Origin of the sequence: Curtobacterium sp. MCBD17_034, from assembly GCF_003234515.1 — a bacterium.
Lineage (GTDB): Bacteria > Actinomycetota > Actinomycetes > Actinomycetales > Microbacteriaceae > Curtobacterium.
In genome coordinates this window covers 109601-133358 of the sequence record NZ_QKTN01000008.1, presented here as the reverse complement: position 1 = coordinate 133358, position 23758 = coordinate 109601, and the positions used below count along the sequence as shown (strand labels likewise).

18 protein-coding genes and 1 tRNA gene are annotated in these 23758 nt (G+C 72.8%); 15 read left to right on the top strand and 4 right to left on the bottom strand.

Annotated elements, in window-relative coordinates; translation table 11 throughout:
* Positions 1–276 precede the first annotated feature (276 nt).
* From DEI92_RS13595 to DEI92_RS13580, 4 genes are all read left to right on the top strand, one after another.
* Entirely contained in the window at positions 277–996 is a 720-nt protein-coding gene (locus DEI92_RS13595) for a GntR family transcriptional regulator (RefSeq protein WP_146242793.1), read from the top strand.
* 65 nt (positions 997–1061) lie between these two features.
* A complete protein-coding gene (locus DEI92_RS13590; protein ID WP_220035650.1) occupies positions 1062–1937 on the top strand; it encodes a LysR family transcriptional regulator in 876 nt (291 codons plus the stop codon).
* Positions 1938–2065: 128 nt separating this feature from the next.
* On the top strand, positions 2066–3424 hold the full coding sequence (locus DEI92_RS13585; protein ID WP_111013864.1) for an LCP family protein: 1359 nt from the start codon (positions 2066–2068) through the stop codon (positions 3422–3424).
* A gap of 187 nt (positions 3425–3611) precedes the next feature.
* Entirely contained in the window at positions 3612–5156 is a 1545-nt protein-coding gene (locus DEI92_RS13580) for a BNR-4 repeat-containing protein (RefSeq protein ID WP_111013863.1), read from the top strand.
* A gap of 75 nt (positions 5157–5231) precedes the next feature.
* On the opposite strand, the gene DEI92_RS13575 is transcribed toward DEI92_RS13580, so the two are convergent.
* Positions 5232–5320 (bottom strand) — tRNA-Ser (locus tag DEI92_RS13575).
* A 675-nt stretch (positions 5321–5995) separates the two neighbouring features.
* On the opposite strand from DEI92_RS13575, the gene DEI92_RS13570 reads away from it, so the two are divergent.
* The gene (locus tag DEI92_RS13570; RefSeq protein ID WP_258370205.1) at positions 5996–7150 is read left to right on the top strand and encodes a Fic family protein; all 1155 of its coding nucleotides are present in this window, start codon (positions 5996–5998) and stop codon (positions 7148–7150) included.
* A gap of 124 nt (positions 7151–7274) precedes the next feature.
* Positions 7275–7571: an excalibur calcium-binding domain-containing protein gene (locus DEI92_RS13565; protein WP_111013861.1), complete on the top strand. Its 297-nt coding sequence runs from the start codon at positions 7275–7277 to the stop codon at positions 7569–7571.
* 145 nt (positions 7572–7716) lie between these two features.
* On the opposite strand, the gene DEI92_RS13560 is transcribed toward DEI92_RS13565, so the two are convergent.
* Positions 7717–8646 (bottom strand): acetamidase/formamidase family protein, encoded by a 930-nt coding sequence (locus tag DEI92_RS13560; RefSeq protein WP_111010077.1) that lies wholly within the window; start codon positions 8644–8646, stop codon positions 7717–7719.
* 113 nt (positions 8647–8759) lie between these two features.
* Here DEI92_RS13560 and DEI92_RS13555 point away from each other — a divergent pair, with 113 nt between their 5' ends.
* The 5 genes from DEI92_RS13555 (at position 8760) to DEI92_RS13535 (ending at position 16295) form a co-directional block, all read left to right on the top strand.
* On the top strand, positions 8760–9785 hold the full coding sequence (locus DEI92_RS13555) for a MoxR family ATPase (protein WP_111013860.1): 1026 nt from the start codon (positions 8760–8762) through the stop codon (positions 9783–9785).
* Positions 9785–11008, top strand: a complete 1224-nt coding sequence (locus tag DEI92_RS13550; RefSeq protein ID WP_111013859.1) for a DUF58 domain-containing protein — start codon at positions 9785–9787, stop codon at positions 11006–11008. Before DEI92_RS13555 ends, DEI92_RS13550 begins: the two co-directional genes overlap by 1 nt.
* Positions 11005–13371 carry a transglutaminaseTgpA domain-containing protein gene (locus tag DEI92_RS13545; protein ID WP_111013858.1) on the top strand — a complete coding sequence of 789 codons (2367 nt, stop codon included), beginning with the start codon at positions 11005–11007 and terminating at the stop codon, positions 13369–13371. Before DEI92_RS13550 ends, DEI92_RS13545 begins: the two co-directional genes overlap by 4 nt.
* Positions 13372–13474: 103 nt before the next feature.
* The gene (locus DEI92_RS13540; protein WP_111013857.1) at positions 13475–15241 is read left to right on the top strand and encodes a Na+/H+ antiporter; all 1767 of its coding nucleotides are present in this window, start codon (positions 13475–13477) and stop codon (positions 15239–15241) included.
* A gap of 181 nt (positions 15242–15422) precedes the next feature.
* Complete coding sequence (locus tag DEI92_RS13535; protein ID WP_181434909.1) at positions 15423–16295, top strand: glycosyltransferase family 2 protein; 873 nt, start codon at positions 15423–15425, stop codon at positions 16293–16295.
* 12 nt (positions 16296–16307) lie between these two features.
* Here DEI92_RS13535 and DEI92_RS13530 read toward each other — a convergent pair whose 3' ends face one another.
* Complete coding sequence (locus DEI92_RS13530; protein ID WP_258370204.1) at positions 16308–17111, bottom strand: trimeric intracellular cation channel family protein; 804 nt, start codon at positions 17109–17111, stop codon at positions 16308–16310.
* A gap of 116 nt (positions 17112–17227) precedes the next feature.
* Between DEI92_RS13530 and efeU the strand changes: the two genes are divergently transcribed.
* Genes efeU through DEI92_RS13515 form a run of 3 tightly spaced genes read left to right on the top strand, consistent with a single transcriptional unit; the run spans position 17228 to position 21340 of the window.
* Positions 17228–18844 (top strand): iron uptake transporter permease EfeU, encoded by a 1617-nt coding sequence (efeU, locus tag DEI92_RS13525; protein WP_111013855.1) that lies wholly within the window; start codon positions 17228–17230, stop codon positions 18842–18844.
* Complete coding sequence (efeO, locus tag DEI92_RS13520; protein WP_111010063.1) at positions 18831–20057, top strand: iron uptake system protein EfeO; 1227 nt, start codon at positions 18831–18833, stop codon at positions 20055–20057. Before efeU ends, efeO begins: the two co-directional genes overlap by 14 nt.
* Positions 20054–21340, top strand: a complete 1287-nt coding sequence (locus tag DEI92_RS13515; RefSeq protein WP_111013854.1) for a Dyp-type peroxidase — start codon at positions 20054–20056, stop codon at positions 21338–21340. The genes efeO and DEI92_RS13515 overlap by 4 nt, the downstream gene beginning before the upstream one ends.
* Before the next feature lie 25 nt (positions 21341–21365).
* Here the strand turns inward: DEI92_RS13515 and DEI92_RS13510 are convergent, their stop codons facing one another.
* Positions 21366–21974, bottom strand: a complete 609-nt coding sequence (locus DEI92_RS13510) for a TetR/AcrR family transcriptional regulator (RefSeq protein WP_111010059.1) — start codon at positions 21972–21974, stop codon at positions 21366–21368.
* Positions 21975–22105: 131 nt separating this feature from the next.
* On the opposite strand from DEI92_RS13510, the gene DEI92_RS13505 reads away from it, so the two are divergent.
* The gene (locus DEI92_RS13505) at positions 22106–23611 is read left to right on the top strand and encodes an MFS transporter (RefSeq protein ID WP_111013853.1); all 1506 of its coding nucleotides are present in this window, start codon (positions 22106–22108) and stop codon (positions 23609–23611) included.
* Positions 23612–23758 lie beyond the last annotated feature (147 nt).

Genomic DNA, 23758 nt, shown 5'->3' with positions numbered 1-23758 from the left:
TGCGGTCGGCAGCTGCCGCGGCACCCGCGATCTGAGGTCCTGCCCCGTCCACATCGAGGGTCCGAGTGCGCTCGTCCCGAGTCGGCACGTCCGGCGGGGTGCAGGCCGATGCCGCTGAGCGAGGGTGTCGTGATGCACCGCTCAGATCGCGCCCCGGTCCCGGGTGGACGGACGACGTCCCCCGCCGATGGTGGTGCGCGGACCAACGCTGCGCCAGCCGCCGGGCTCGGTCGGTCAGCGACGCGCGCGGATGCTGTCGGGCTCGACACCGGCGTCGTGCCGATCGACGAGACGCCGGGTGGGGGCATGACCGGTCCGGACGCAGGGGTGGGTGGCGCGGTGCGCCGTGACCTCCTGCGCGACGCGGTGTTCACGCGGCTGGTCCACCGGATCCTGCGCGGGGAGTACCGGTCCGGGCAGCGGTTGCGGCTCGACGGGATCGCCGCCGAACTCGGGGTGTCCCGGACTCCGGTGCGCGAGGCCCTCGTCCCGCTCGAGGCGTTGCGGCTCGTCCAGGTACAGCGCTACGTCGGCGTGGTCATCGCGCCCTGGACGCCGGCGCACATGGTCGAGCGGGTGCAGATCGCGCAGGGTCTGCTCGCGGTGCCGTACCCGACATCGTCCATCGAGCGTCATCGGAGCGACCCGCCGGTCGACGTCGGGGCGTTCGATGCGACCGCGCTCCGGGCCTGCCGATCCGACGCCGGTCGGTTCGCCGTCCTCGCCGAGTGGACGCTCCGGCGCCTCGATCGCCCGGTGAGTGCGGACTGGCTCGCGGCGCAGCTGCCCGTGCTCGACGCCTTCTACATGCGTGAGGTCGCCGGCCGGCACGGGTTGGACGTCGCCGTCGGGGCCGCGGAACGCGCGAGCTCGCTGGCGTCAGCGCTCGGGGCGGTGTGGGACGAGGACCTCGTCGCGGCCATCCGTCACCTCGACGCCTTCGCCGACGCGCTCGCTGCGTTCGACCGAGGGACCCACAGACGCGACCTCCACTGAACGACTGCCATCGCGGAACTCGGCTACCGCTGCTAGCGTGATCGCAATTCGTGATAGGAGGGCCCATGATGTTCGAGACCGCACTGCTCACGAGCTTCCTCGCCGTGGAGCGCACGGGGGGCTTCACCGCTGCTGCCAAGGACCTCGGTCTGCGGCAGTCGACGATCAGCGGACACGTCGCCCGACTCGAGCGACAGACCGGTCGTCAACTGTTCCGACGGGACACGCACGCCGTGGAGCTGACACCGGACGGCATGGCCATGGTCCGCTTCGCCCGCGAGATCCTCGCCGCACAGGGACAGGCCGAGGCGTACTTCACGGACACCGGACTCGCCGGTCACATCCGGTTCGGTGCGTCCGAGGACATCGTCGCGACCGGTCTGCCGGACATCCTGCTCGACTTCCGGAACGCGTACCCCTCGGTGGACCTCGACCTCCGGGTCGGGCTGACGGCGGAACTGCGCGAAGAGGTCCGGAGCAACCGGCTCGACCTCGCCCTCGTCAAGCGCCGTCCGAGCGAGGACGTCGGCGACCTGGTGTTCCGCGACCCGCTCGTGTGGGCCGGGCGCGAGGGTGAGGTCGTCGACCCGGACGAACCCGTGCACCTCGTCACCTACCCCGGCACGAGCGTCACCCGTGATGCCGCCGTCGCCGCGCTCGAGGGTGCCGGCCGTCCCTACCGGATCACCTGCGTGTCCGCGAGCCAACAGGGCATCCGGGCAGCGGTGTACGCCGGGCTGGGCGTGACCGTGCACCCCGGGTCGATCCTCCCGGCCGGGTTGGTCCCACTGACCGGACTGCCGGACCCGGGCTGGACGGAGTTCACGCTCGTGTCGCGTGCCGGACCGCCGAGCGTCGCGATGTCGGAGCTCGTCAACGCGATCCGTACGGGCGCGGACCGCGTCATCAAGGGGCATTCGATCGCGCGCGCGGGGGCCTGACGCTCCGTCGACGTGACCCCCATTCGGGGGCACGCCGAGGGGATCCCGGCGGTGGCCACCCCCTCGGGTATCGTCCCCGCGGACGACGGCACCCAAGCCGTCAGCCCGAACTGCCAGGAGGAAGCGTCGTGTCCGACTTCGACGACCTCACCGACCCGCGGCGGGAGCCGACGATCCTCCGGGGTCCGGGCGGTCGTGTGATCGGCGCACGGCACGGTCGACGGCACCGCGGGTTCCGGCCGGCGCGACTCCTGGTGGGCGTGGCGATGCTCGCCGGCATCAGTGTCGTGACCGCCGGCTCACTCACTGCCTACGCCGCCTACGACCTGGGGCACCGGATCGCCCAGAACGCGGTCGACGTCGGGGGAGCGGGCGGGCAGAGCACCGACGGCGCGTTCAACGTCCTGGCCGTGGCTGCCGACAACGACCCCGGGCAGGGCACCGAGTACGGGGTCCGGCAGGCGACGCTCAACGACGCGAACGTGCTGCTGCACGTGTCCGCGGACCACACGCAGGCCGTCGCGATCAGCTTCCCCCGCGACCTGCTCGTCGACCAGCCGGCCTGCACGAGCCACGGGACGACGACTGCCGCGGTGCAGGACACCCCGCTCAACGAGGCGTACGGGCGCGGCGGCCTGGGCTGCGTGGTGAGGACCGTCGAGCAGGTCAGCGGACTGCGCATCCCGTACGCCGCGCAGATGAGCTTCGACGGCATCATCGGACTCTCCGACGCGATCGGCGGTGTCCCCGTCTGCGTGACGGACGACGTCGACGACCCGTACACGGGCCTCCGGTTACGCGCCGGCGAGCACACGGTGTCGGGGGCGACCGCGCTGGCGTTCCTCCGCGACCGCCACGGGATCGGCGACCAGAGCGACCTGTCCCGGATCTCGAGCCTGCAGCAGTTCCTGTCGTCGCTCGTGCGGAAGGTCAAGGGCAACGGCACGCTCGGCGATCCGGCGAAGCTGTACGGGCTGGCCCGCGTCGCCTCGCACACGGTCAAGCTCTCGACGACACTCACGGATCCGTCGACCATGGTCGCCATGGCGCGGACGTTCCAGGGCATCGGACTCGACCGCATCACGTTCGTGCAGTACCCGGGCGCCACGGACGACCCGGACCACCCCGGCAAGGTCGTTCCGGACTCCACGACCGCCCGCCAGCTCATGGCGGCGGTGCGCTCGGATCGGTCGTTCTCGCTCGCCGCGGGGTCGGTGGGCCGTGGGTCGGAGTCGGTCAGCGGTGGGTCGAGCGGGTCGGGCGTGTCCAGCGCGGCGGGTGGGTCCTCGGGTGCGAGCGGCGGTGGCTCAGGCGGCAGCGGCAGTGCGGGCTCCGGCGCCGATTCCGGCTCCGGCTCCGGCTCCGGCTCGGCAGGGTCGGGAGGCGCGGGGCACGAGGGGACCTCGGCCTCCGCACGTCCCGAGACGATCAGCGGCGTGACCGGTCAGACCGCGCAGCAGCGGACCTGCGCGGTCGCGGCCGGTTGACGAGCCGGACCGGGCAGCGGAGCCGAATCGGTCGCGGCCGAGTGACCGGAGGAACACTCGGGTCGCGGACGCGACCACGAGGTGACGTGCGGGGTGAGCGGGGCCGGAGCTGGGCCTCCCGGCCGGTGCGCTCGTCGTACCGTCCTGCCCGAGTCGACACATCGTCGGCTCGGACAGGAGGAGTGCCATGAGCGTCGTCCGAACCGTCAGCGTCCCGGCCCCCGACGGGAGTCCCGCGCACTGCTGGGCGGGGATGATGATCCCGCAGGCGGTCGTGCGGAACCCCCGGAACGGGCACGTCCTCATCGCCCGGTACCGGGCCGACCGGACGATGGGCGTGCTCGACGTCGACGTCTCCGGCGCGACGGCCCGCACCCGATCGGACACCACGCTGCTCGACGGTGCCGGCGCCGCCGTCGTGTTCGACCAGGGGCAGGCGACGGTGACGGCGAGCAACGGGAACATCAACGACTCGCACAACCTGGTGTCCGCGGTCGTCGACCGGCAGGGGGACCTGCACGTCACCGGAAACAACCACAACACCGCGCTCCGGTACTGGCGGACCACGTCGGCGGACGACCCGACCACGCTCCGGAGCAAGGACGCGCCGGGGCCCATGGACGGCGTCTGGGTGGTGAAGGACCGCACGGGTGCCGAGGTCCGGCGGTACCTCGACGCCGGTGCGGAGCTCGGCGCCTGCAGCTACCCGACGTTCTTCCGAGGCCCCCAGGGGCAGGTGTTCCTGTCGTGGCGGAACGGGGAGTCCGGCCGCGGCAACCAGTTCCTGTACGGGTACGTCGAGTCGTCGAAGCGGTGGGTGAGCGTCGCGGGGGAGGACATGCGGTACGCGCCGTACCCCGACGGCCGCATCCTGCTCGAGGGCATTTCGAGCGACGTCAGCCCCTATCCGAGCGTGCCGGTGCACGGGCCCGACGGATGGTGGTGGATGGTGTGGGTCTGGCGCGGGGATCCGACGGACGCGGACACGAACGGACGGCTCTCGGCGGCGCGGAGCCAGGACCTGCGCCAGTGGTACGGCCTCGACGGGACGACGCTCCCGCCGACCATCACGTTCGGGACGCCTGGGGTCGTGGTGGACGACCTCCCACTCACCGGGAGCGGTCTGCTCAACGACGCGACGCGCATCGGGTTCGACCGTGCAGGGCGACCGGTGATCGCCTACTACAAGTACGTCGGCAGCGGGAGCGGGCGGACGACGCAGCTCTTCGTGGCCAGGCCGGACGGGGCCTCCCGGCAGTGGGTCGTGACGCAGGTTTCGGGCTGGAGCGGGGCCTACGACCTCGCCCGACTCGGCACCGCGCAGCAGGGCATCGCGGTGACGAGCGTGTCGACACCGGTCCCGGCTGCGGCACCGAACGACGTCGTCATCGGCTATGCGCGGTCGAACGGACCGGCCCGCGCGATCACGGTGGCGAGCGGGGCGAGCGTCGGCAGCGCACACAGCGTCGCGGACGCGCCCATCCCGACCACCACGACCCCGCCCGAACTCACACAGCGGTCCGTCGACCCCGGGCGGTACCCCGGTCTGGCCGTGCGGACGGCCGTCACGGACGCCTTCGACGACGGCGGCCGCCGCGTCGCGTGGACGCTCCGGTGGGACGCGGGGCCGTACCGGAACGATGGGCGGGCGCCCGACGTCGCGTTCCCGGCCGAGGGGTCGCCCCTGACGCTGGTGCTCACCGACGTGGACGACTCGGGGGTCGCGGGGTAGGCGGTCGGGCGGGGCGGGCAGCGGTGGCTCAGAACCCGTAGAGCAGGGATCCGTGGAGCTCGACGCCGGATACGGCGGAGACGGTGGGATTTGAACCCACGGTTCCCGAAAGGGAACTCCACCTTAGCAGGGTGGTGCACTAGGCCTGACTATGCGACGTCTCCCGGTGCCCACCGGAGCGAGCACGCGACCACCATCATAGGGGAGCCGAGCGACGGGCGGGACCACCGCCTCCCGGACCGGTGCGCCTGAGCCGCGCCACGCAGACCCTCGAAATGGGGACAACGCGCCCGTTGTCCGCCGTTCTGGGGACTCGTAGCATCGGCTCCGTCGCGCGCGCGATCACATCCGGGTCGTCTGATCCGGTGCGCGGACACGTACACAGCAGAGGCGTCGCTCCTCGCGAGCCCCAGGGCGCGGCCGTATCCGATCGGCATGCGCGGGGTGGGGAGCGGCTCGAGGGGGCGCGGCCGTCGTGTCGCGTCCCCTCCTGTGCCGCTGCCCGTCGCGCGTCGGGTGCGAGCCCCGCAGATTGCTTCGGCCTGCCGCCGACGCCATGTCGACTCGCGTCCCAACGGGGTCGCCGGATCACCGCGGCGAGATCGGCACGATGGCGACGCGAGCAACGGAGCGAGGGGTTGTGGGACCAGGGTGAGCTGTAGTCGCGATGCTGAGGAGATGCCGCTGGCGTCCGTGGGTCGCTTGGGCGTCCGGGCCTTGTCGTTGCGCCAGCCTTACATAAGGTTGTGCCGTAACCTTATGCAAGGGGGTGGCGACCGATGAGTTCAGGAGCGAGTCCGGCAGGGCAGGACGGTCCGGCGGTGCGGTACGAGGAGCGCGTGCTCCCGCCTGTGCACAACCCGGACCTGCTCTCCCGACGAGCAGCCGAGCGGCGTCGCGCGCCCTACCTCGCCGCCGTTCCACCGGCGATCGCCGCGATGCCCTTCACGATCCCCACCGAGGTCCTCGCCGAGGTCGATGATGCGTCCAGGATGATCACCCGGTTCGATGCGGAGTTCGCGGGATTCCCGGCGCCGTTCTCGGCGGTCCTGCTCCGCAGCGAGTCCGCGTCGAGCTCGCAGATCGAGCACCTGACCTCCGGCGCTCGAGCCATCGCCGAGGCGGAGATCGACGAGCGGATCCAGGGCAACGCGCCGCTCATCGTCCGCAACGTCCGCGCCATGGAAGCAGCGATCGCCCTCGCCGACGACATCAGCGACGCGACGATCATCGAGATGCACCGCCAGTTGCTCGAGAGCTCCGCACCCCGGCTGGTCGGCGGGTACCGCGCGGAGCAGGTGTGGATCGGGGGCGCACTCCCGCACGACGCGGCGTTCGTCCCGCCGCACCACGAACGCGTGGCGGATGCGATGGCCGATCTCGTCGCGTTCACCAGGCGGACGGACCTCCCCGTCCTCGTCCAGGCGGCCGTCGCACATGCGCAGTTCGAGACCATCCACCCGTTCCCCGACGGGAACGGCCGGACGGGCCGCGCGCTCGTGCAGGCCATCCTCCGCAACGGTCGGCTGATCCGACACATGACGATCCCGGTCAGCAGCGGCATCCTCACGGACGTCGACGCGTACTTCGATGCGCTCGACGCCTATCGGCGGGGGGACGTGGCCCCGATCTTGGCCGTGTTCGCGACGGCCTCACTCGCAGCGCTCCGCAACGCGACCGTGCTCGCCGAGGACCTGGCGCGACTGCAGCACGAGTGGGACGGTCGGTTGACGGGCCTCCGTGCGGACTCGACCGCGCGACGGCTCGCGCGGGTGTCCATCGAGCACCCGGCACTCAACGCTCGGCTCGCACGCGAGCGCACGGGCGCGAGCCAACCGGCGGTGGACAACGCGCTGCAGCAGTTGACCGAGCGCGGGATCCTCCGGATGGTCAACGGCCAGCGGCGGAACCGGGTGTGGCTGAACCCGGAGGTGCTCGACGCCCTCGACGCCTTCGCGGAGCGGAGCGGCCGGCGCCAGGATCCGTCGTACTGACGACCCTCCGGACACCGCCACTTCGTGGGTACGCGAGGACTCCTCGCTACCCCTATGCTGACGCTGATCGGTGGATCCGGTCGCAGCGCCGCGGACCCGAACCCGGCGGCGCACGGAGGGGAACATGCGCAAGCGCGCCATCACCATCGGCCTCGTGCTCACGGCGGTCGCGGTCGCCGGGGTCGGCAACGCCACCGCCGCCGAGGCAGCCACCACCAAGTACGCCAACTGCACCGCCGTGCACAAGGTCTACTCGGGCGGCATCGCCAAGACCTCGGTGACGTACAACACGGTGCACCACACCAACGGCAGCGTCGAGCACCGCAAGCTCAAGGGCACCGTCAAGAAGGACAACGCCCTGTACTCGGCGAACAGCAAGCTCGACGCCGACAAGGACGGGATCGCCTGCGAGGCTGACTGACCCGGCGCGGCGGCCGCGCCAGCGGGATGAGCCGCGGAACGGACCAGGAGCCGCGCATCGCCCCGGTTCACAGTCCGTTCCGCGGCTCATCTATGTCGGTGCGAGTCGGTGCGACGCCGCGCGACGGCGGAGGCGGTGCGCCGCCTCAGACGAGGATCGCGTCGTGCGGCAGCAGCGCGTGCACGCCCCACGTCTGGTTCGCGATCTGGGTGACCCGCATGCTGACGGCGACACTCGCCATCGCCAGGGCCTGCGCGCGGGTGACGTCGTGCAGCGCAGCGATCCAGTCGACCATGGCGTTCAGGGCCGTGGCGGTCGCCGCGTTGAGGTCGGCGTCGAACCCGAAGGTGATCCGACCCGCCGGGGTGTCGGCGTGGACGCCCGGGACCGGTGCCGTGTCGAGCAGGGACAGCGTCATCGTCGTCGTCATGTCGCACTCGACGGCGGTGCCCGAGACCTCGCCGTCGCCCTGCGCGGCGTGGCCGTCGCCGACGAACAGGAGCGCGTCCGGCACGGTGACCGGGAGGTACAGCGTCGCGCCTGCGACGAGCTCGCGGCAGTCGATGTTCCCGCCGCCGACGGGCCGCGGCGGGATGGTCGAGTGCTCGCCGGTCGGCTCGGGAGGCACGCCCACGACGCCGAGGAACGGTGCGGTCCGGACGCCCAGGCCGAGCTGGTTCCGTGCCACGCCGGCCTCGGCGTCGATGTCCCAGAGCAGCGGCCCCCGCGTCGCGGTGTCGGCGAGACCGAGGGCCCGGTTCAGCTCGTTGTCGACGCCGCCCGAGCCGGTGTAGCCCCAGGTCCCGGGGACCAGGGCGTCGAACCGCACGGCGAGCACCTGCCCGGGCAGCGCGCCGGTGAGCGCGACGGGGCCGACGAGGCAGTGGCCGCGGCGGCTCGTGATGAGTGTCGGGACCTCCTGGCCCGGCTCCTGCTGCCGTTCGAGGTACCCGGCCGCGCTCAGCGTGCGGACGGTGACGGTGTCGCCGGGGGACGCCCGCAGGACGGGCGCGCGCTCCGCCGTGAAGACGTCGATTGCCGTGTCGGTCGTGGGCTCGAGAACGTGGTCCGCCATGCACCGATCCTGCCACCGAGAGGGGTACAGGACGGCGCCCGCCGTCGCGGAGGGGGCTGCCATCGGCCCGAGGTAGCATTCCCGGACACGTCCTACGAGCCTGGAGGTCCGGCTTGCCACACAGCGCTGACGTCGCCGATCCGGGGGGACCGGGCGGGGCGGGGGCATCGTTCCCGGTCGACGAGATCCGCTCCGCGGGCGACGCGATCGTGCGTGCGGTGGGCACGGTCGTGGACGGCAAGACCGAGGCGATCCGCACCGCGCTGACGGTCATGCTGGCCGAGGGGCACCTGCTCGTGGAGGACGTCCCGGGTGTCGGCAAGACCGTGCTCGCGAAGGCCCTCGCGGCCACGGTCGGTGGGTCGGTGAGCCGCATCCAGTTCACGAGCGACATGCTGCCGTCCGACGTGACGGGCGTGAACATCTACGACCAGGCGTCCGGGTCCTTCCGGTTCGCCCCCGGGCCCGTGTTCGCGAACGTGGTCATCGGCGACGAGATCAACCGGACGAGCCCCAAGACCCAGTCCGCCCTGCTCGAGGCCATGGCGGAGTCGCAGGTCACGGTCGACGGCGTGACACGGCCCCTCGAGTCGCCGTTCATGATCGTCGCGACGCAGAACCCCATCGACATGGAGGGCACGTACCCACTGCCCGAGGCACAGCGTGACCGCTTCATGGCCCGTATCACGATGGGCTACCCGAGCCTCGACGCCGAACGCGAGATGCTCCGCAGCCGTGGCGTCGGCGACCCGATGTCGGCACTGCGGCCCATCGTCGACGTCGCGACCCTCGCGGCGATGATCCGGGCCGTGCACGCCGTGCACGTCGCGCCCGACGTCGAGGGCTACGTCGTCGACATCGTCCGCTCGACCCGGAGGCACCCGGACCTGCTGCTCGGTGCGAGTCCGCGGTCGACCCTGCACCTCGCCGGCGCCGCACGCGCTCGCGCCGCGCTCGAGGGTCGTCCGTTCGTCACCCCCGACGACGTCGCCGCGCTCGCCCCGGTCGTGCTCGCGCACCGCCTCGTGCCCGTCGCCCGGAACCTCGGCGGCGGTGCCGAGGACGCCGCTCGTGACGTCGTCGTCCGTATCGTCGCCGACACGGCGGTGCCGTTCGGCGCCGCGGCCGTGCGGTCCTGATGCCCGGGACCCGCCGCGGTCGGGTCGCCCTGCCGCGGCCGACCTCACGCGGGTGGACCACGGTCGCGGTGGGCATCGGTCTGGTCGGGGCCGGGCTCGTGGCGACGACGAGCCTCGCGGTGACGGCCGGGCTCCTCGTCCTCGTGCTCGTCGTCCTCGGCGCCGTCGTCGCGATGGTCGCCGCCGGACCGATCCGGGCGACCCGGCAGGTCCCGCGTACGACGATCGAGGCCGGTGCCGTGTTCCGCGCCACGCTGCTGGTCGAGGGTCGGCAGCGGGCGCTCGGCGTCGTGCGGGTGCTCGTGCGTGACCGCCTCGACGACCACTTCGCATCGGCAGGGGACCTCGAGGCCCTCGTCGACGTCGGGTCGGGTCGTCCCCCGGCGCGGCTCACGGTCGAGGCCATCGCCGCGCGCCGCGGTCGTCCCCGGTTGGGTCCGGCGACGGTCCGTGTCGCCGACCCGTTCGGACTCGTCCACGTCGACCGGGTCGTCGTGGCGGCGCAGGAGATCGTGGTCGTGCCCCGCACCACGGTGCTCGGCGCGATCGAGACGGGCGTGCTCTCGGGTGCGGTCTCGGCCGAGGCCGGACGAACCGGCCAAGGCGGGTCCGCGGACGACAGCGAACTCCGGCCCTACCGACCGGGCGATCCCATCCGCCGCGTGCACTGGGGGCAGAGCGCCAAGCGCGGCGAACTCCACGTCCGGCAGACCGCACAGGCCCAGCCGCCCGAGGCGACCGTCCTGCTCGACGTGCGCCGCGCCTCCTACCAGGAGCTCGGCCGCGAGCCGTTCGCCGAGCTGTCCGACATGGCCGGGGACGCCGCGTTCGAGCACGCGGTCGTCGTCGCCGCGAGCGTCGCACGGGTGCTCGCCGCGCGGACGTCCCGCGTCGCCCTCGTCACCGCGGACGACGTCCAGCCGTCGCCCGCGGGGGACCTGGCGTCCGTGCTCGTCGGACTCGCCGACGTCGCGCTGCGCTCCGACGCGCGCCCGGTGGCCGAGGTCCTGCCCGAGGTCCGCGCCGTCGACGTGCACGGCATGACCGCGGTCGTCACGGGCCAGTGCACGGCGGAGCAGGCGTCCGAGCTCGTCGCCCGCACGCCCCCGGCCTCGCGCGGGCTCCTCGTGGCGATCACGCCACCGGACGCCGCCGCTCGCGGGGTCCTCGACCGTGCCGGATGGCGCATCCTCGTGGTTCCCGTGGGCGGGAGTGCCCGATGACCGACACCGCCCGTCGCCCGGTCACGGGCCGTGACGTCCTCGAGCGCGACGACCGCACCGACGAGGACCCGGGCACGCCGAGCCGCACGCTCGTGGCCGCCGCGGCGCTGCCCGTGGTCGTGGCGTCGCTCGCCGTCCGCCCGCTCGTGCAGGGGATCGCGTGGTGGGTCTCCGCGCTCGTCGTCACCGCCCTGCTCGTGGGCGTGATGCTCGCCGTCCGCACCCGCCCGCGGTGGGCCCGCTTCGTCGCGCTCGTCGTCACCCTCGTCGGCGGTTCATGCGCGCTGGCGATCCTCGACGGCACCGAGCCGCTCGGGTGGCTCGACCGCAGCGGCGCGCTCGGGCAGGCGCTGCTCGCGATCAAGGTGAACCCCGCGCCGCTCCCCGAGACCGACGCGGTGCAGCTCGTCGTGTCCGTCACGCTCGTCTGGACCGCCGGCGTCGCCCTGTTCGTCGCGGTCATCGCGCCCACGGCCGCCCTCGCCGCCGTGCCCGCGTTCGTCGCACTCGTCGTCCCCGGGATCGTGACGGGAACGGCGCCGAGCGTGGTGCTCGTCGTGCTCACGGGCATGGCGTTCCTGCTCGTCCTCTGGTTGTCGGTCCGGCCCGTGCAGCAGGCGTTCCCGGCGATGGTGATCGGCGCGGTCGCCCTCGTCGTCGCGGTGGGCCTGCCGACCGTCGTCCCGATCGACGCCAGCTGGCTGTCGGGGGTCACGGGCGCGATCCAGGCCCCGATCAACCCCGGGCGCCCCGGCACGCTCCTCAAACTCGGTGACGACCTGCGGCGTCCGAGCGAGATCGAGGTGTTCCGCTACCGGACGACGACGGGGGTGCCGGAGTACCTCAAGCTCGCGGACCTCGACGAGTTCGGCACGGGCGACTGGGTGCCCTCGGTGGTCGATGCCAGCACCGCCCCGAGCGCTGACCAGGGCCAGTTCGCCACCGGGGTGAACCCGCGGGTCGCCAGCCGCGAGGACGTCCAGGTCCGGGTCACGGGGCTGTCGAGCCAGTACCTGCCGCTGCCGTCGGGTGCGGTCGGGATCCAGTCCCGGTCGACCGCGCTCGACCTCACCCAGTGGCGGTGGATGGGGCGGTCGAACACCGTCCGGTCCACCGGGCAGACGACCCGCCGCGGCGACGTCTACCAGGCGTACGGGGTCGCGACGTTCGCCAACCCCTACCTCGACGCGATCGCCCAGCACGGTCGCTTCGGCATGATCGCGAGTGGCGACTGGAACCGTCCGTCGTCCGCCCAGCTCCGCACCGACCTCCAGCTGCCGCGCAACCTCCCAGGGAGCATCCGCACCGCCGCCGAGCGCGTCGCCGGGACGGCCGGCGACCAGTACGAGCAGGCACGCGCGCTCGAGTCGTGGTTCCGGAGCGGCCGCTTCACCTACTCCGAGACGGCACCCGTCGAGCAGGGGTACGACGGCGACAGCATGGACGTCGTCGCGAAGTTCCTGCAGGTGCGGGCCGGGTACTGCGTGCACTTCGCCTCGGCGATGGCGGTCATGGCCCGGGTGCTCGGGATCCCGTCGCGCATCGCGGTCGGGTACCGGCCGGGCGGCACGCAGAAGGACGGCGAGTACGTCGTCTCGAACCGGCAGCTGCACTCGTGGCCCGAGTTGTACATCAAGGGCGCCGGCTGGGTGGGCTTCGAGCCGACGCCGGTCGCACAGGACCAGTCGGACGCCGAGCTGCCCGCCACCGCGTCGCCGACCTCGCTCCCGACGGTCACGCCGCTCCGCTCCGCGCCCGCGAACCAGCCGACCGCGCAGCCCTCGTCGGCGTCGCCGACGCCGGATGCTGCGTCCGGCGCTGGGACGGGCGGATCGGACCGCGGCTCGGCGACGTGGGAGATCGCCCTCGCGGTCCTCGTGGCGCTCGGTGCGGTGGTCGGTCCGGGACTGTTCCGCACCCTCCGCCGTCGTCGACGTCTCGGACTGGTCCAGACCGGTCGCGATCCCGCCGCGAACGCCTGGCGCGAGGTGATCGACGACGTCGCCGACCACGGGTTCCCGCCGGCGACGGTGCCGCCGGACGATCCCGCGCTCGCGGCCCGGACGGCCCGAGCGGTGCTGACGCGCCTGGGCGCCACCCTGCCGCCGGCGACGCTGACGCCGCTGGGGACGGTGGTCGACGCGCTCGACCGCGAGCGCTACGCACGACCGGGTACCGCACCGGTCGACCAGGACCGGTTGCGGGACGCCGTTCGGGAGGTCCGGGTCGGGCTCGACGCAGCCGTGTCACCCTGGCGCCGGGTGCTGTCCCGGGTGTGGCCACCGTCTCTCGCGCCGTCGAGAGCGTGGACCGGTCGCGGGCGCCGACATGCTGCATCGCAGGCGCCGCGACCCGCCGAGTAGGTCCCGTCGCGACCCGCCGAGGAGGTCCCCGCCGCGCTGCTGAGGACGTGCTGCAACCGACCCCGAGGCGGTGTCCCGGCCCGCCGCCGAGTAGACAGGACGGGTGGACGGACTCGAGCTCGCCGTCGTGCTCGGCGCGACCATCCTCGTCGGGGGCGTGGTCGCCCAACGCATCCGCGTCGCGGCGCCGCTCGTCCTCCTGGTGCTCGGCGCGGGGGTCGGGTTCCTGCCGGGGCTCGGCGGCGTGCGGCTGCCGTCCGAAGCGGTGCTGCTGCTGTTCCTCCCCGCACTCCTGTACTGGGAGTCCCTCAACACGTCACTGCGCGAGATCCGGAGCAACCTGCGCACGATCGCGCTGCTCGCGGTGGGTCTCGTGTTCGCCACGGCCGCGGTGGTCGCGGTCGTCGCACACCTGCTCGGGCTGACCTGGGCGCTGTCGATCACGCTCGGCGCGGTCCTCGCCCCGACCGACGCCACGGCGGTCGCTGCGGTGGCCGCGCGGTTGCCCCGGCGGCTCATCACGACGCTCCGTGCCGAGAGCCTCGTCAACGACGGCACCGCGCTCGTCCTCTACTCGGTCGCCGTGGGCGCCGTGGTGAGCGGGCAGGACATCGACGTGTGGGGCGCGGTCGTGCGGTTCTTCGCCTCGTACGGGTTCGGCATCGCGATCGGCCTGGCGGTCGGTCTCATCGTCTACTGGGTGCGGCGGTACCTCGACAACCGGCTGCTCGAGAACACGCTCAGCGTGCTCACCCCGTTCCTCGCGTACCTGCCCGCCGAGCTGTTCGGCGTCTCCGGGGTCGTCTCGGTGGTCACGGCGGGGTTGCTCCTGACGCAGATCGGGCACCGCGTCATCAGTGCGCACGCGCGGATCCAGGGGTACGGCTTCTGGCAGGTCACGTCCTACCTGCTCAACGGCGCGCTGTTCGTGCTCGTCGGACTCGACTTCCACCCGACGCTCCTCGCCGTGCTCCACGACGACTGGGTGACGGCACTCGCGCTCGGGCTCGGGAGCACCGCCGCGGTGATCGGCATGCGGTTCCTCTGGGTCAACACGACCCCGTACGCGAGCCGGTTGCTCGACCGGCGGGCGGGGGAGCGCGACCGGCACCTGCACTTCCGGGAGCGCATGCCGATCGCGTGGGCCGGGTTCCGGGGTGCGGTGTCCCTCGCGGCCGCGCTCGGTGTCCCGCGCGCCATGTCCGACGGGAGCCCGGTCCACGACCGCGACCTCGTCATCGCGGCGACGTTCGTCGTCATCCTCGTGACGCTCGTGGTCGAGGGACTCACGATGCCCGTGATCGTGCGATGGGCACGCCTGCCCGAGGATCCCGAGGAGCAACGGGAGGAGATCGAGGCAGAGCGGGCGGCCCTGCAGGGGGCGCTCGATTCGCTCGACGACGTCGCGAGCCGGCTCGAGTCGCCCGAGGAGGTCCGCGAGGACCTGCGCGCCGACTACGGGCGCCGCCTCGAGCGGCTGCGGCGCGATGCGGAGGCCGCCGAGGGCGACGCCGCGGCGGCGAGTCGGGCGGCGGCGGACGCCGGGGTGACCGTGTCCGCCGCGGTGATCGGCGGCACGGGCGGATCGGCCGGCGAAGCCATGGCTGCGGGTGCCGACGGCTCCGACGCGGAGGACCCGATCGGCGGGGCTGCTGAGGATGCGACGGACGGCGAGCCCGACGAGATCCAGCTCGAACGGGAGGCCGAGCAGGCCGACATCGCGCTGCGGCTCGCGCTGCTCGAGGCAAAGCGGACGGCCGTCGACGACCTCCGACGCTCCCGGGCCATCGACGACGCGGTGATGCGTCGCGTGCAGGGCCGGTTCGACGTCGAGGAGCTCCGCCTCGCCGCGATCAGCGAGGATGACTGAACCGAGCCCGAGCGGATGGCGGCGGACCGGGACGGCGGGCGACGGCCCTCCGGCGGATTCCCACCGCTCCGGGTGAGGCCGCGGGTGACGCGACGGGCGCGGACCGGTGGTGCCGCGCCTCCCGGCGGATGCGGCGCGCCGCGGTCCCGGCAGCATGCCCGGAACGCCGAGGAGGACCGCCATGCCCACGATCACCTGCGTCATGCCTGCCCGGAACGCGGCCGGCACGGTCGGCACGGCCGTGCGGACGGTCCTCCGCGCGCTCCCCGAGGACGGCGAGCTCCTGGTGCGCGACGACGGCAGCACGGACGACACGCTCGGGGTGCTCGAGCGGATCCGGGACGCCCGGCTCCGCGTCCTGGTCGGGCCGAGCGTCGGGATCGCCGCCGGCATGAACACCCTGCTCGACGAGGTCACGGCGCCCGTCGTCGCACGCATGGACGCGGACGACGTGTGCGCGCCGTTCCGGTTCCGGCGGCAGCTCGCCCTGCTGCGGTCCGCGGACCTCGTGTTCGCGCCCGCGGTCGACTGGCTCCCCGGCACACCCGTCGCGCGCCCGCAACCGCTCCGGCGACTGTCCGCTGCGGCGGCGCCGTTCGCGCTGCTGCTCGAGAACCCCTTCATGAACCCGACGATGACCGCGCGCACCCGGGTGATCCGAGACCTCGGCGGATGCCGATCCGTCGCGTCCGAGGACTACGACCTCTGGCTCCGCGCTGCCGGTGCGGGGCTCCGGCTCGTGCGGGACCGGGTCCCGGCGGTCCTCTACCGACGCCACCCCGGCCAGATCACGGCACAGTCGTGGTGGCGGGCCGCCCGCGCGGACACCGAGCTCGTCCACGAGGCGTTCGACGCGCTCGCGCTCGCGACCGTCGGGTTCCGTCCCTCGTGGTTCGCGTGGCGTCGGGCCGGACTGCCGGCGGGTGGGGCGCCGGACGGGATCGGCGAGGAGCTGCGGCGGTTCCGGGGCGCGGTGGCGGTCCTCCCGGCCGGACAGCGGCGGCCGCTGCTCCGCCGGGTCGCGCTCATGGAGCGGCGGGCGTTGCTGCGCTGACGGCGACGGCCGTCAGGGGTGTTCGGGAGGCCCGTCCGAGGTCGCGGAGGCCGGCCCGTCCTGGTCGTCGCGCTCGCGGCCGCGTCGGGACCGGCGCAGGAGCCGCATGCGCTCGGGCCGCCGACCCCGGCGGAAGAGCGTCGCGAGCGCGGACTGCGGCTGCCAGTCGCGGCCGTTCGGCAGCCCCCAGCCGTACCGGACGGCGCCGAGCCGGAGCAGGAGCGACAGCAGGATCGCGACGACGATGCCGATCGTCGGGACGTGCAACGCCGACGCGACGACCATGACGATCGACGCGGCCACGGCGACGGACGCGTAGAGGGCGTTCCCGCCGAGCACCGCGGGCACCCGCCGGAGCAGGAGGTCACGGGCCGCACTGCCCCCGACCGCGGTCACGGTGCCCATGATGATCGCCGGACCCCAGCCCAGGTGCGCGTCGAACGTCCGCTGCACGCCGACCACGGCCCAGAACCCGATGACGGCTGCGTCGAGCACCGTGAACAGGCGGTCCCACGCCCGCTCCGAGATCGAGACGAAGAACGCCACGAGCGCTCCGACGAGCGCCACCGGGACGTACAGCGGGTCGGTCAGCGCGACCGGCGGGCCGTCCTGGAGCAGGACGTCGCGGAGGATCCCGCCGCCGAGCCCCGAGACGAACCCGACCACGAGGAACCCGAACAGGTCGAAGTCCATCTCGCGCGCGAGCGACCCGCCGAGCAGCGCGGACGCGAACACCCCCGCGAGGTCGAGGACGTTCGTCACGGTCGCGAGCGCGTGCGCGGGGACGACCAGTGCGTCAGCGGAGGAGAACTGCACCGGTCCATCTTCGCGGTTCGGGCCGGGCCGTGGACGACACCCGCGCTCTTAGGTTAGCCTTACCTCCGTTCCACTCCGCGGGGTCGTCGCCCCTCACCCCACCGGGATCCCACTCCATGCTCGCCACGCTCGTCATCGGCCTCCGCGAAGGCCTCGAAGCGACCCTCATCGTCGGGATCATCGCCGCGTTCCTCCGCCGCGGTCGCATCTCGCTCGTGCCGATGTGGGGCGGGATCGCCCTCGCCGTCGTGCTCAGCGTCGCCGTCGGCGTCGGGCTCGAGGCGTTCGAGCAGGCGCTCCCGCAGTCCGAGCAAGAGGCGATGGAGTCCGTCATCGGCGCCGTCGCCGTCGTGTTCGTCACCGGGATGATCATCTGGATGCGGACGCACGCCCGCGACCTCAAGGGCGACCTCGAGGCGAGCACCGCCGCGGCCGTCGGTCGCGGCACCGCCTGGGCGCTCGCGGGCATGGCGTTCCTCGCCGTCCTCAAGGAGGGCTTCGAGACCTCCGTGTTCCTGCTCGCCACGTTCCAGGCCGCGAGTTCGGCGGGCACCGCGGCGCTCGGCGCCGTGATCGGCGTGCTCGTCGCCGTGCTCATCGGCTGGGGGATCTCCACGGGCGGGGTCCGGCTCGACCTCCGGCGGTTCTTCACCGGCACCGGCGTGTTCCTGGTCTTCGTGGCGGCAGGGCTCGTGCTCACCGCACTCCGGACCGCGCACGAGGCCGGCTGGGTGACGATCGGGCAGCAGCGCACCGTCGACCTGTCCTGGCTCGCGCCGACCGGGTCCGTGCAGGCCGCACTCGTCACCGGTGTGCTCGGGATCCCGGCGGACCCCCGCGTCGTCGAGGTCGTCGGCTGGGTCGGCTACCTCGTCCCCGTGCTCGTCGTGAGCCTCTGGCCGCGGTCCCTCCGCCCGTCGCCGGTGCAGGTCCCGCGCGTGCGCGTCCTCGTCGCCGCGGGTCTCGTGGTGGCGGCGGTCGTGCTCGCGGTGGCCGTCCCCACCGGCCGGGAGGCCCTGCCCACCTCCGCCACCCTCGCCGCCGGTGCCGGAGACCCGCACCCCACCACGCGACACACCGCGACGGCGACCGTCGACGGTGCCGCCGCGACCCTCGTCGTCCGGGCCGGCGACAGCGTGCAGCGCACCCGGTTCACCGCCGCCGACCGTGTGACGACCACGCGCGCCGGTGTCACCGCCGACCGCTGGCGCGCCACCACGCGCGTCCCGAGCACCGGCCGACCCGCGACGCTGACCCTCGACCAGCTCACCGACCTGTTCGGACGCGTGCCCGTCGGCATCTCGCCCGCGCAGCAGCCCGGCCCGTTCACCGCGCACTGGACCTCGACCGCGACCCGGACGCTCTGGACCGTCGACGGCGGCATCCTCGACGCGCGCCGGACCGAGCGTGCCGTCCTCACCGTGTCGGGCGGCGGCCTGCCGAGCAGCCGGACCTACTCGTTCGACGCCACCGCCTGGGCGGTCCCCGCCACCCGGGTGACCGCCGCGGGCGAGGCGGTGGCGAGCGGCGCCTCCGCGGGCCGCGAAGCGCTCCTCTGGAAGGCGTGGCTGCCCATCGCGCTCGCGATCGCCGCGATCGCCCAGGCCCTGCTCGCCCTGCGGGACCGCCGCCGACTCGGGGCGGCGACCCGTTCCTCCCGACCGACCACCACGACCCCCGTCGCCGACCGGCACGGGGCGACCAGCAGGAAGACCGCCGATGCCGTTCGCTGACCGCCGCACCCGATCCGTCCTCGTCCTCGGAGCGACCCTCGCCGCCGCAGCCCTCGCGCTGACCGGCTGCTCGACCGCGTCGTCCTCCGCCGAGGACGCCGCGACGCCGTCCGGCGCGGTGCACCGGGTGGCCGTGACCCTGACGAACGACGGCTCGGACAAGTGCGCCGTGTCGACGACCTCGGTGCCCGCCGGACCGGTGACGTTCACCGTGCGGAACACCTCGTCGACCGCGATCACCGAGGTCGAGCTCCTGCAGGACCAGAAGATCCTCGGCGAGAAGGAGAACCTGGCACCCGGACTCGACCCGGTCAAGTTCACCGTGACGCTCGGCGGCGGCAAGTACCAGGTGTACTGCCCCGGGGCGACCAAGGAGCTCACGACCTTCACCGTCACCGGCAAGGCCGCATCGACCGCGAACAGCAGCGCGGCGACCCTCCTCCGACAGGGCGCCAAGGGCTACGCGGACTACGTCGACGCCCAGGTCAACGACATGGTGACCGCCGTGCGGCAGCTGCAGGAGGACGTCGACGCGGGGGACCTCGCCGCCGCGAAGACGGACTACGCGAACGCGCGCCCGTACTACGAGCACGTCGAGAGCGACGTCGACGGGTTCGTCAAGAAGGGCCACAAGGCGACCGACAACGCCGGGAACCTCGACTACCTCGTCGACATGCGCGCCTCGAACCTCGACCCGTCGGTCGGATGGCACGGGTTCCACGCCGTGGAGCGCGATCTGTTCCAGGGCGGCGCCATCACCGCGAGCACGAAGCAGCTCGCGGCCGAGCTCACCGAGAACGTCACCCTGCTCGACAAGCTCGTCCCGACGCTCACCTACAAGCCCGAGGACCTCGCCAACGGCGCGGCCGGCCTGCTCGAAGAGGTCCAGTCCGAGAAGATCACCGGCGAGGAGGAGGGCTTCAGCCACATCGACCTCGTCGACCTGGCGGCGAACGTCGAGGGTGCGCGGCAGGCGTTCGCGTACCTGAAGCCCGGCCTGCAGAAGCTCGACCCGTCGATCACGAAGCAGATCGCGACCCAGTTCGACAGCGTCGACACGCTCATGGACGGCTACCGGGACGGCACCGCCCTCGGCGGTTTCCGCACCTACGACGCCGCCACCCGCACCGCCGACGCGAACACGATCTCGCAGACGATCCAGGCCCTGCAGGACCCGCTGTCGCGGCTCGCCGAGAAGGTCGCCACCGCGTGAGCGGAGCGCCGGAGCAGGAGCGCGACGGGTCTCCGCGTCCGTCGGTGTCGCGCCGCGGACTCATCGGCGGGCTCGCGGCGGCAGGTGCCGGGGTGGGCGCACTCGCCGGGATCGGCGGCGCCCTCGCGGCGAGTGCGGTCGGACGCACCCCCGACGACGAGTCCATCGACCTGTCGCGGACCCACCCGTTCTACGCGACCGCGGCGGGGCAGCCGCAGGGTGGGATCCGCACCGAGCCGCAGCGGTACTGCGTCTTCATGACGTTCGACATGGCGTCGACCCTGGCGACGGACCTGCAGGTCCTGCTCGCCCGGTGGTCCGCCGCGATCGCGCAACTGCAGTCCGGCGGCACCATCGGCGCGGTCGTCCCGGCGCACGCCGACGGCGTCGGTGCCGACACCGGGGAGGCCCTCGACCTCGGCCCGGCATCGCTCACCGTCACCGTCGGGCTCGGCCCCGGGCTGTTCGACGAGCGGTTCGGCCTGGCGGCCCACAAGCCCGCCGCGCTCGCTCCGATCCCCGCGCTGCCGAGCGACGCCCTCGACCCCGCGCTGAGCGGTGGCGACCTGTCCCTGCAGGCGTGCGCCGACGACCCCCAGGTCGCCTACCACGCGATCCGCGACCTCGCCCGGATGGCCCGTGGCACCGCGACCGTGCGCTGGACCGTGCTCGGGTTCGGGCGTGCGTCGGCTGGAGCGAACCAGACCACCCCCCGGAACCTCATGGGGTTCAAGGACGGCACACGGAACATCACCACCGACGAGGACTACGAGCGCTTTGTGCGGCTCGGGGACGACGCGGACTGGATGGCGGGCGGCACCTACCAGGTCACGCGGAAGATCCAGATGAACATCGAGATCTGGGACGCCGACGTCATCAGCGACCAGCAGCGGGTGTTCGGACGCACGAAGGTCGAGGGTGCGCCGCTCTCCGGGGGGACCGAGCACACGACGCCCGACTTCCACGCGACCGACCACGCCGGTGACACGAAGATCGACGCGCGCGCACACGTCGCCCTCGCCGCGCACGAGAACAACGGCGGCGTCAAGATCCTGCGTCGCCCGTACAACTACACCGACGGGCTCAACCAGTACGGGCAGCTCGACGCCGGGCTGTTGTTCACCGCGTTCATGAACGACCCCGATCACTTCACACGGATCCAGCGGCGGCTCGGAGCGTCCGACCGGTTGAACGAGTACATCTCGCACATCGGCTCGGCCGTGTTCGCCGTGCCGCCGGCGCCGCGCAAGGGCTCGTACATCGGGGAGCGGCTCTTCCGCTGAACCGTGGGGCCGGCGCCGGTCCGGCCTACCGCCGGTCCGGCGCCAGCAACGCGGTGACGACGTCGCTGAACGGGCCGGTCAGGTCGCTCGCCGACGCGTTGACCAGGGGGCCGAGCCGAGTGGAGGCACGCAGGAGCGTGATGCCGAAGGCCGTGGCCAGCGCGACCTCTGCGCGGAGCAGGATGCCGTTCGTGTCGACGTCATCGGGGTCCCACCCGGCGATGCGCGCCATGCGCTCCGCGTACGAGGTGAGTGTCGCGTTGCGGATCCGGTCGGCCTGCTCGTCTCCGGAGGACCGGATGAGCAGGAGGAGCTCGACCGCGTGCTCCCCGGTCGGCGCGTTCGTCACCCGCTCGACGAGGCTCTGGAGCATCCGTTCGACCGAGTCGTCGTCCGGCCGGGGGGCATCGAGGTCCTCCACCGCGCGCTCGAGACAGGCCTCGAAGAGGCCCTCTTTGCTCGTGAAGTAGCGGTTGATGAGCGCGACGTTCACTCCGGCGTCGGCTGCGATCTCCCGGACGGTGGTCGCGGAGTAGCCGTCGTACGCGAACCGACGTCGAGCCGCGGCGACCAGGAGCTGCCGGGTCTTCGCGGCGTCGCGCGTCCTCGACGGCACCTGCGACTCGAGCGTCATGACGTCCTCTCCATCTCCGCAACGGTACCCGCACCGGGAGGTGCGGTGTAAACGCGCTTTGACTTCCGCGCGAGGAGCAGTAGGCTCACGACTTGTAAGCGCTTGTTTACGTCTTTCGATCACGGAGAACGATGTCCCGAGTCACCGAGGGCCCCCGCACGGGCTCGACCCCCGTCGCGGAGCGACACAGCAGCCCGAACACCACCCTCATCGTCGTGTACCTCGCACTCGGCGGCTTGGCCTACGCGGTGCTCCAGTCGCTCGTCGCTCCGGCACTGTCCACGATCGGCAAGGACCTCGGGGCCTCGACCAGCAACGTGAGCTGGATCATCACCGCCTACCTGCTGTCGGCGTCCGTCCTCACGCCGATCTTCGGCCGCATGGGCGACATGATGGGCAAGCGGCGCATCCTCATCGTCGTGATGAGCCTCCTGCTCGTCGGCACCGTCGTCGCCGCCCTCGCGCCGAACCTCGCCACGTTGATCGTGGCCCGCTGCCTGCAGGGTGCGGCCGGCGCCGTGCTGCCGCTGTCGATCGGCATCGTGCGCGACGAACTCCCGAAGGACCGGGTGAGCGTCGTGATCGGTCTGCTGTCGGGCATCTTCGGCATCGGGGCCGGTATCGGCATCGTCGCGGCCGGACCGATCGTGCAGCACCTCGATTGGCACTGGCTGTTCTGGCTGCCGCTCGCGCTCATCGTCGTCGGGCTCGCCGGTATCGTGTTCGGGATGCCGGAATCGGACGTCCGGAAGCCCGGGCGCCTCGACCTCGCCGGGACGGCGATCCTCTCGATCTCCCTCGTGGCGCTGCTGCTCGCTGTCAGCGAGGGCGAGACCTGGGGCTGGGGTGACGTCAAGACCATCGGTCTGCTGGCGGTCGGCGTCGTCGCGCTCGTGGTCTTCGTCGTCGTCGAGCTCCGCGTGAAGGCGCCGCTGATCGACGTCCGGCTCTTCCGCATCCGTGGCGTCTGGACCGCTCACGTCGTCGCGCTCGTCTTCGGGTTCGCGATGTACGGCACGTTCGTGCTCGTCCCGACGCTGCTCCAGCTGCCGTCGTTCACCGGGTACGGCTTCGGCAAGACCGCCTCGCAGGCCGGCCTGTTCCTGCTCCCGACGGTCCTCATGATGATCGTGGTCTCACCGGTCGCGGGGGCCCTCGTCCGACGGACGGGTCCGAAGCCGCCGCTGGTCATCGGGGGTGTGCTCCTCACCGCGGCGTTCGTGCTCCCCGGGCTCGCGCACGATCAGGTCTGGCAGATCCTGGTGTCTGGCATCCTCACGGGTGCCGGGATCGGATTCGGTCTCTCGGCGGCGTCCAACGCGATCATCGAGAGCGTGCCGATCGAGCAGACGGGTGAGGCGATCAGCGCCAACACCGTCGTCCGGACGATCGGCTCGAGCGTCGGAACGGCCGTCATCGCCGCGCTGATCTCGTCGCACACGAAGGTGTTCACGTTGCCCACCGGGCACGTGGGGCTCCCTGGGGCCGCGGCGTTCACCATCGGCTTCTGGGCATGCGCTGGGGTCGGCGCCCTCGCGATCGTCGGCGCCCTCGCCGCTCCCGGCATGCGGAAGCGCCGCGCTGACGCCATCGCGGCGGGCGTCGAGGACATCGACGCTGTCGTCGACGAGCGCTGACGAGGCCAGCTCGACGCTGCCGGTGCATCCGGGCGGGGAGGAGGGGTGCCCTCCGCCGTTTCCCTGGAGACGGAGGGCACCCGCGCCGCCGGGTTCGTCGGGCGGAACCACCGCCCGGGATGAGAGGACACCGCAGCGGCGCCGTCG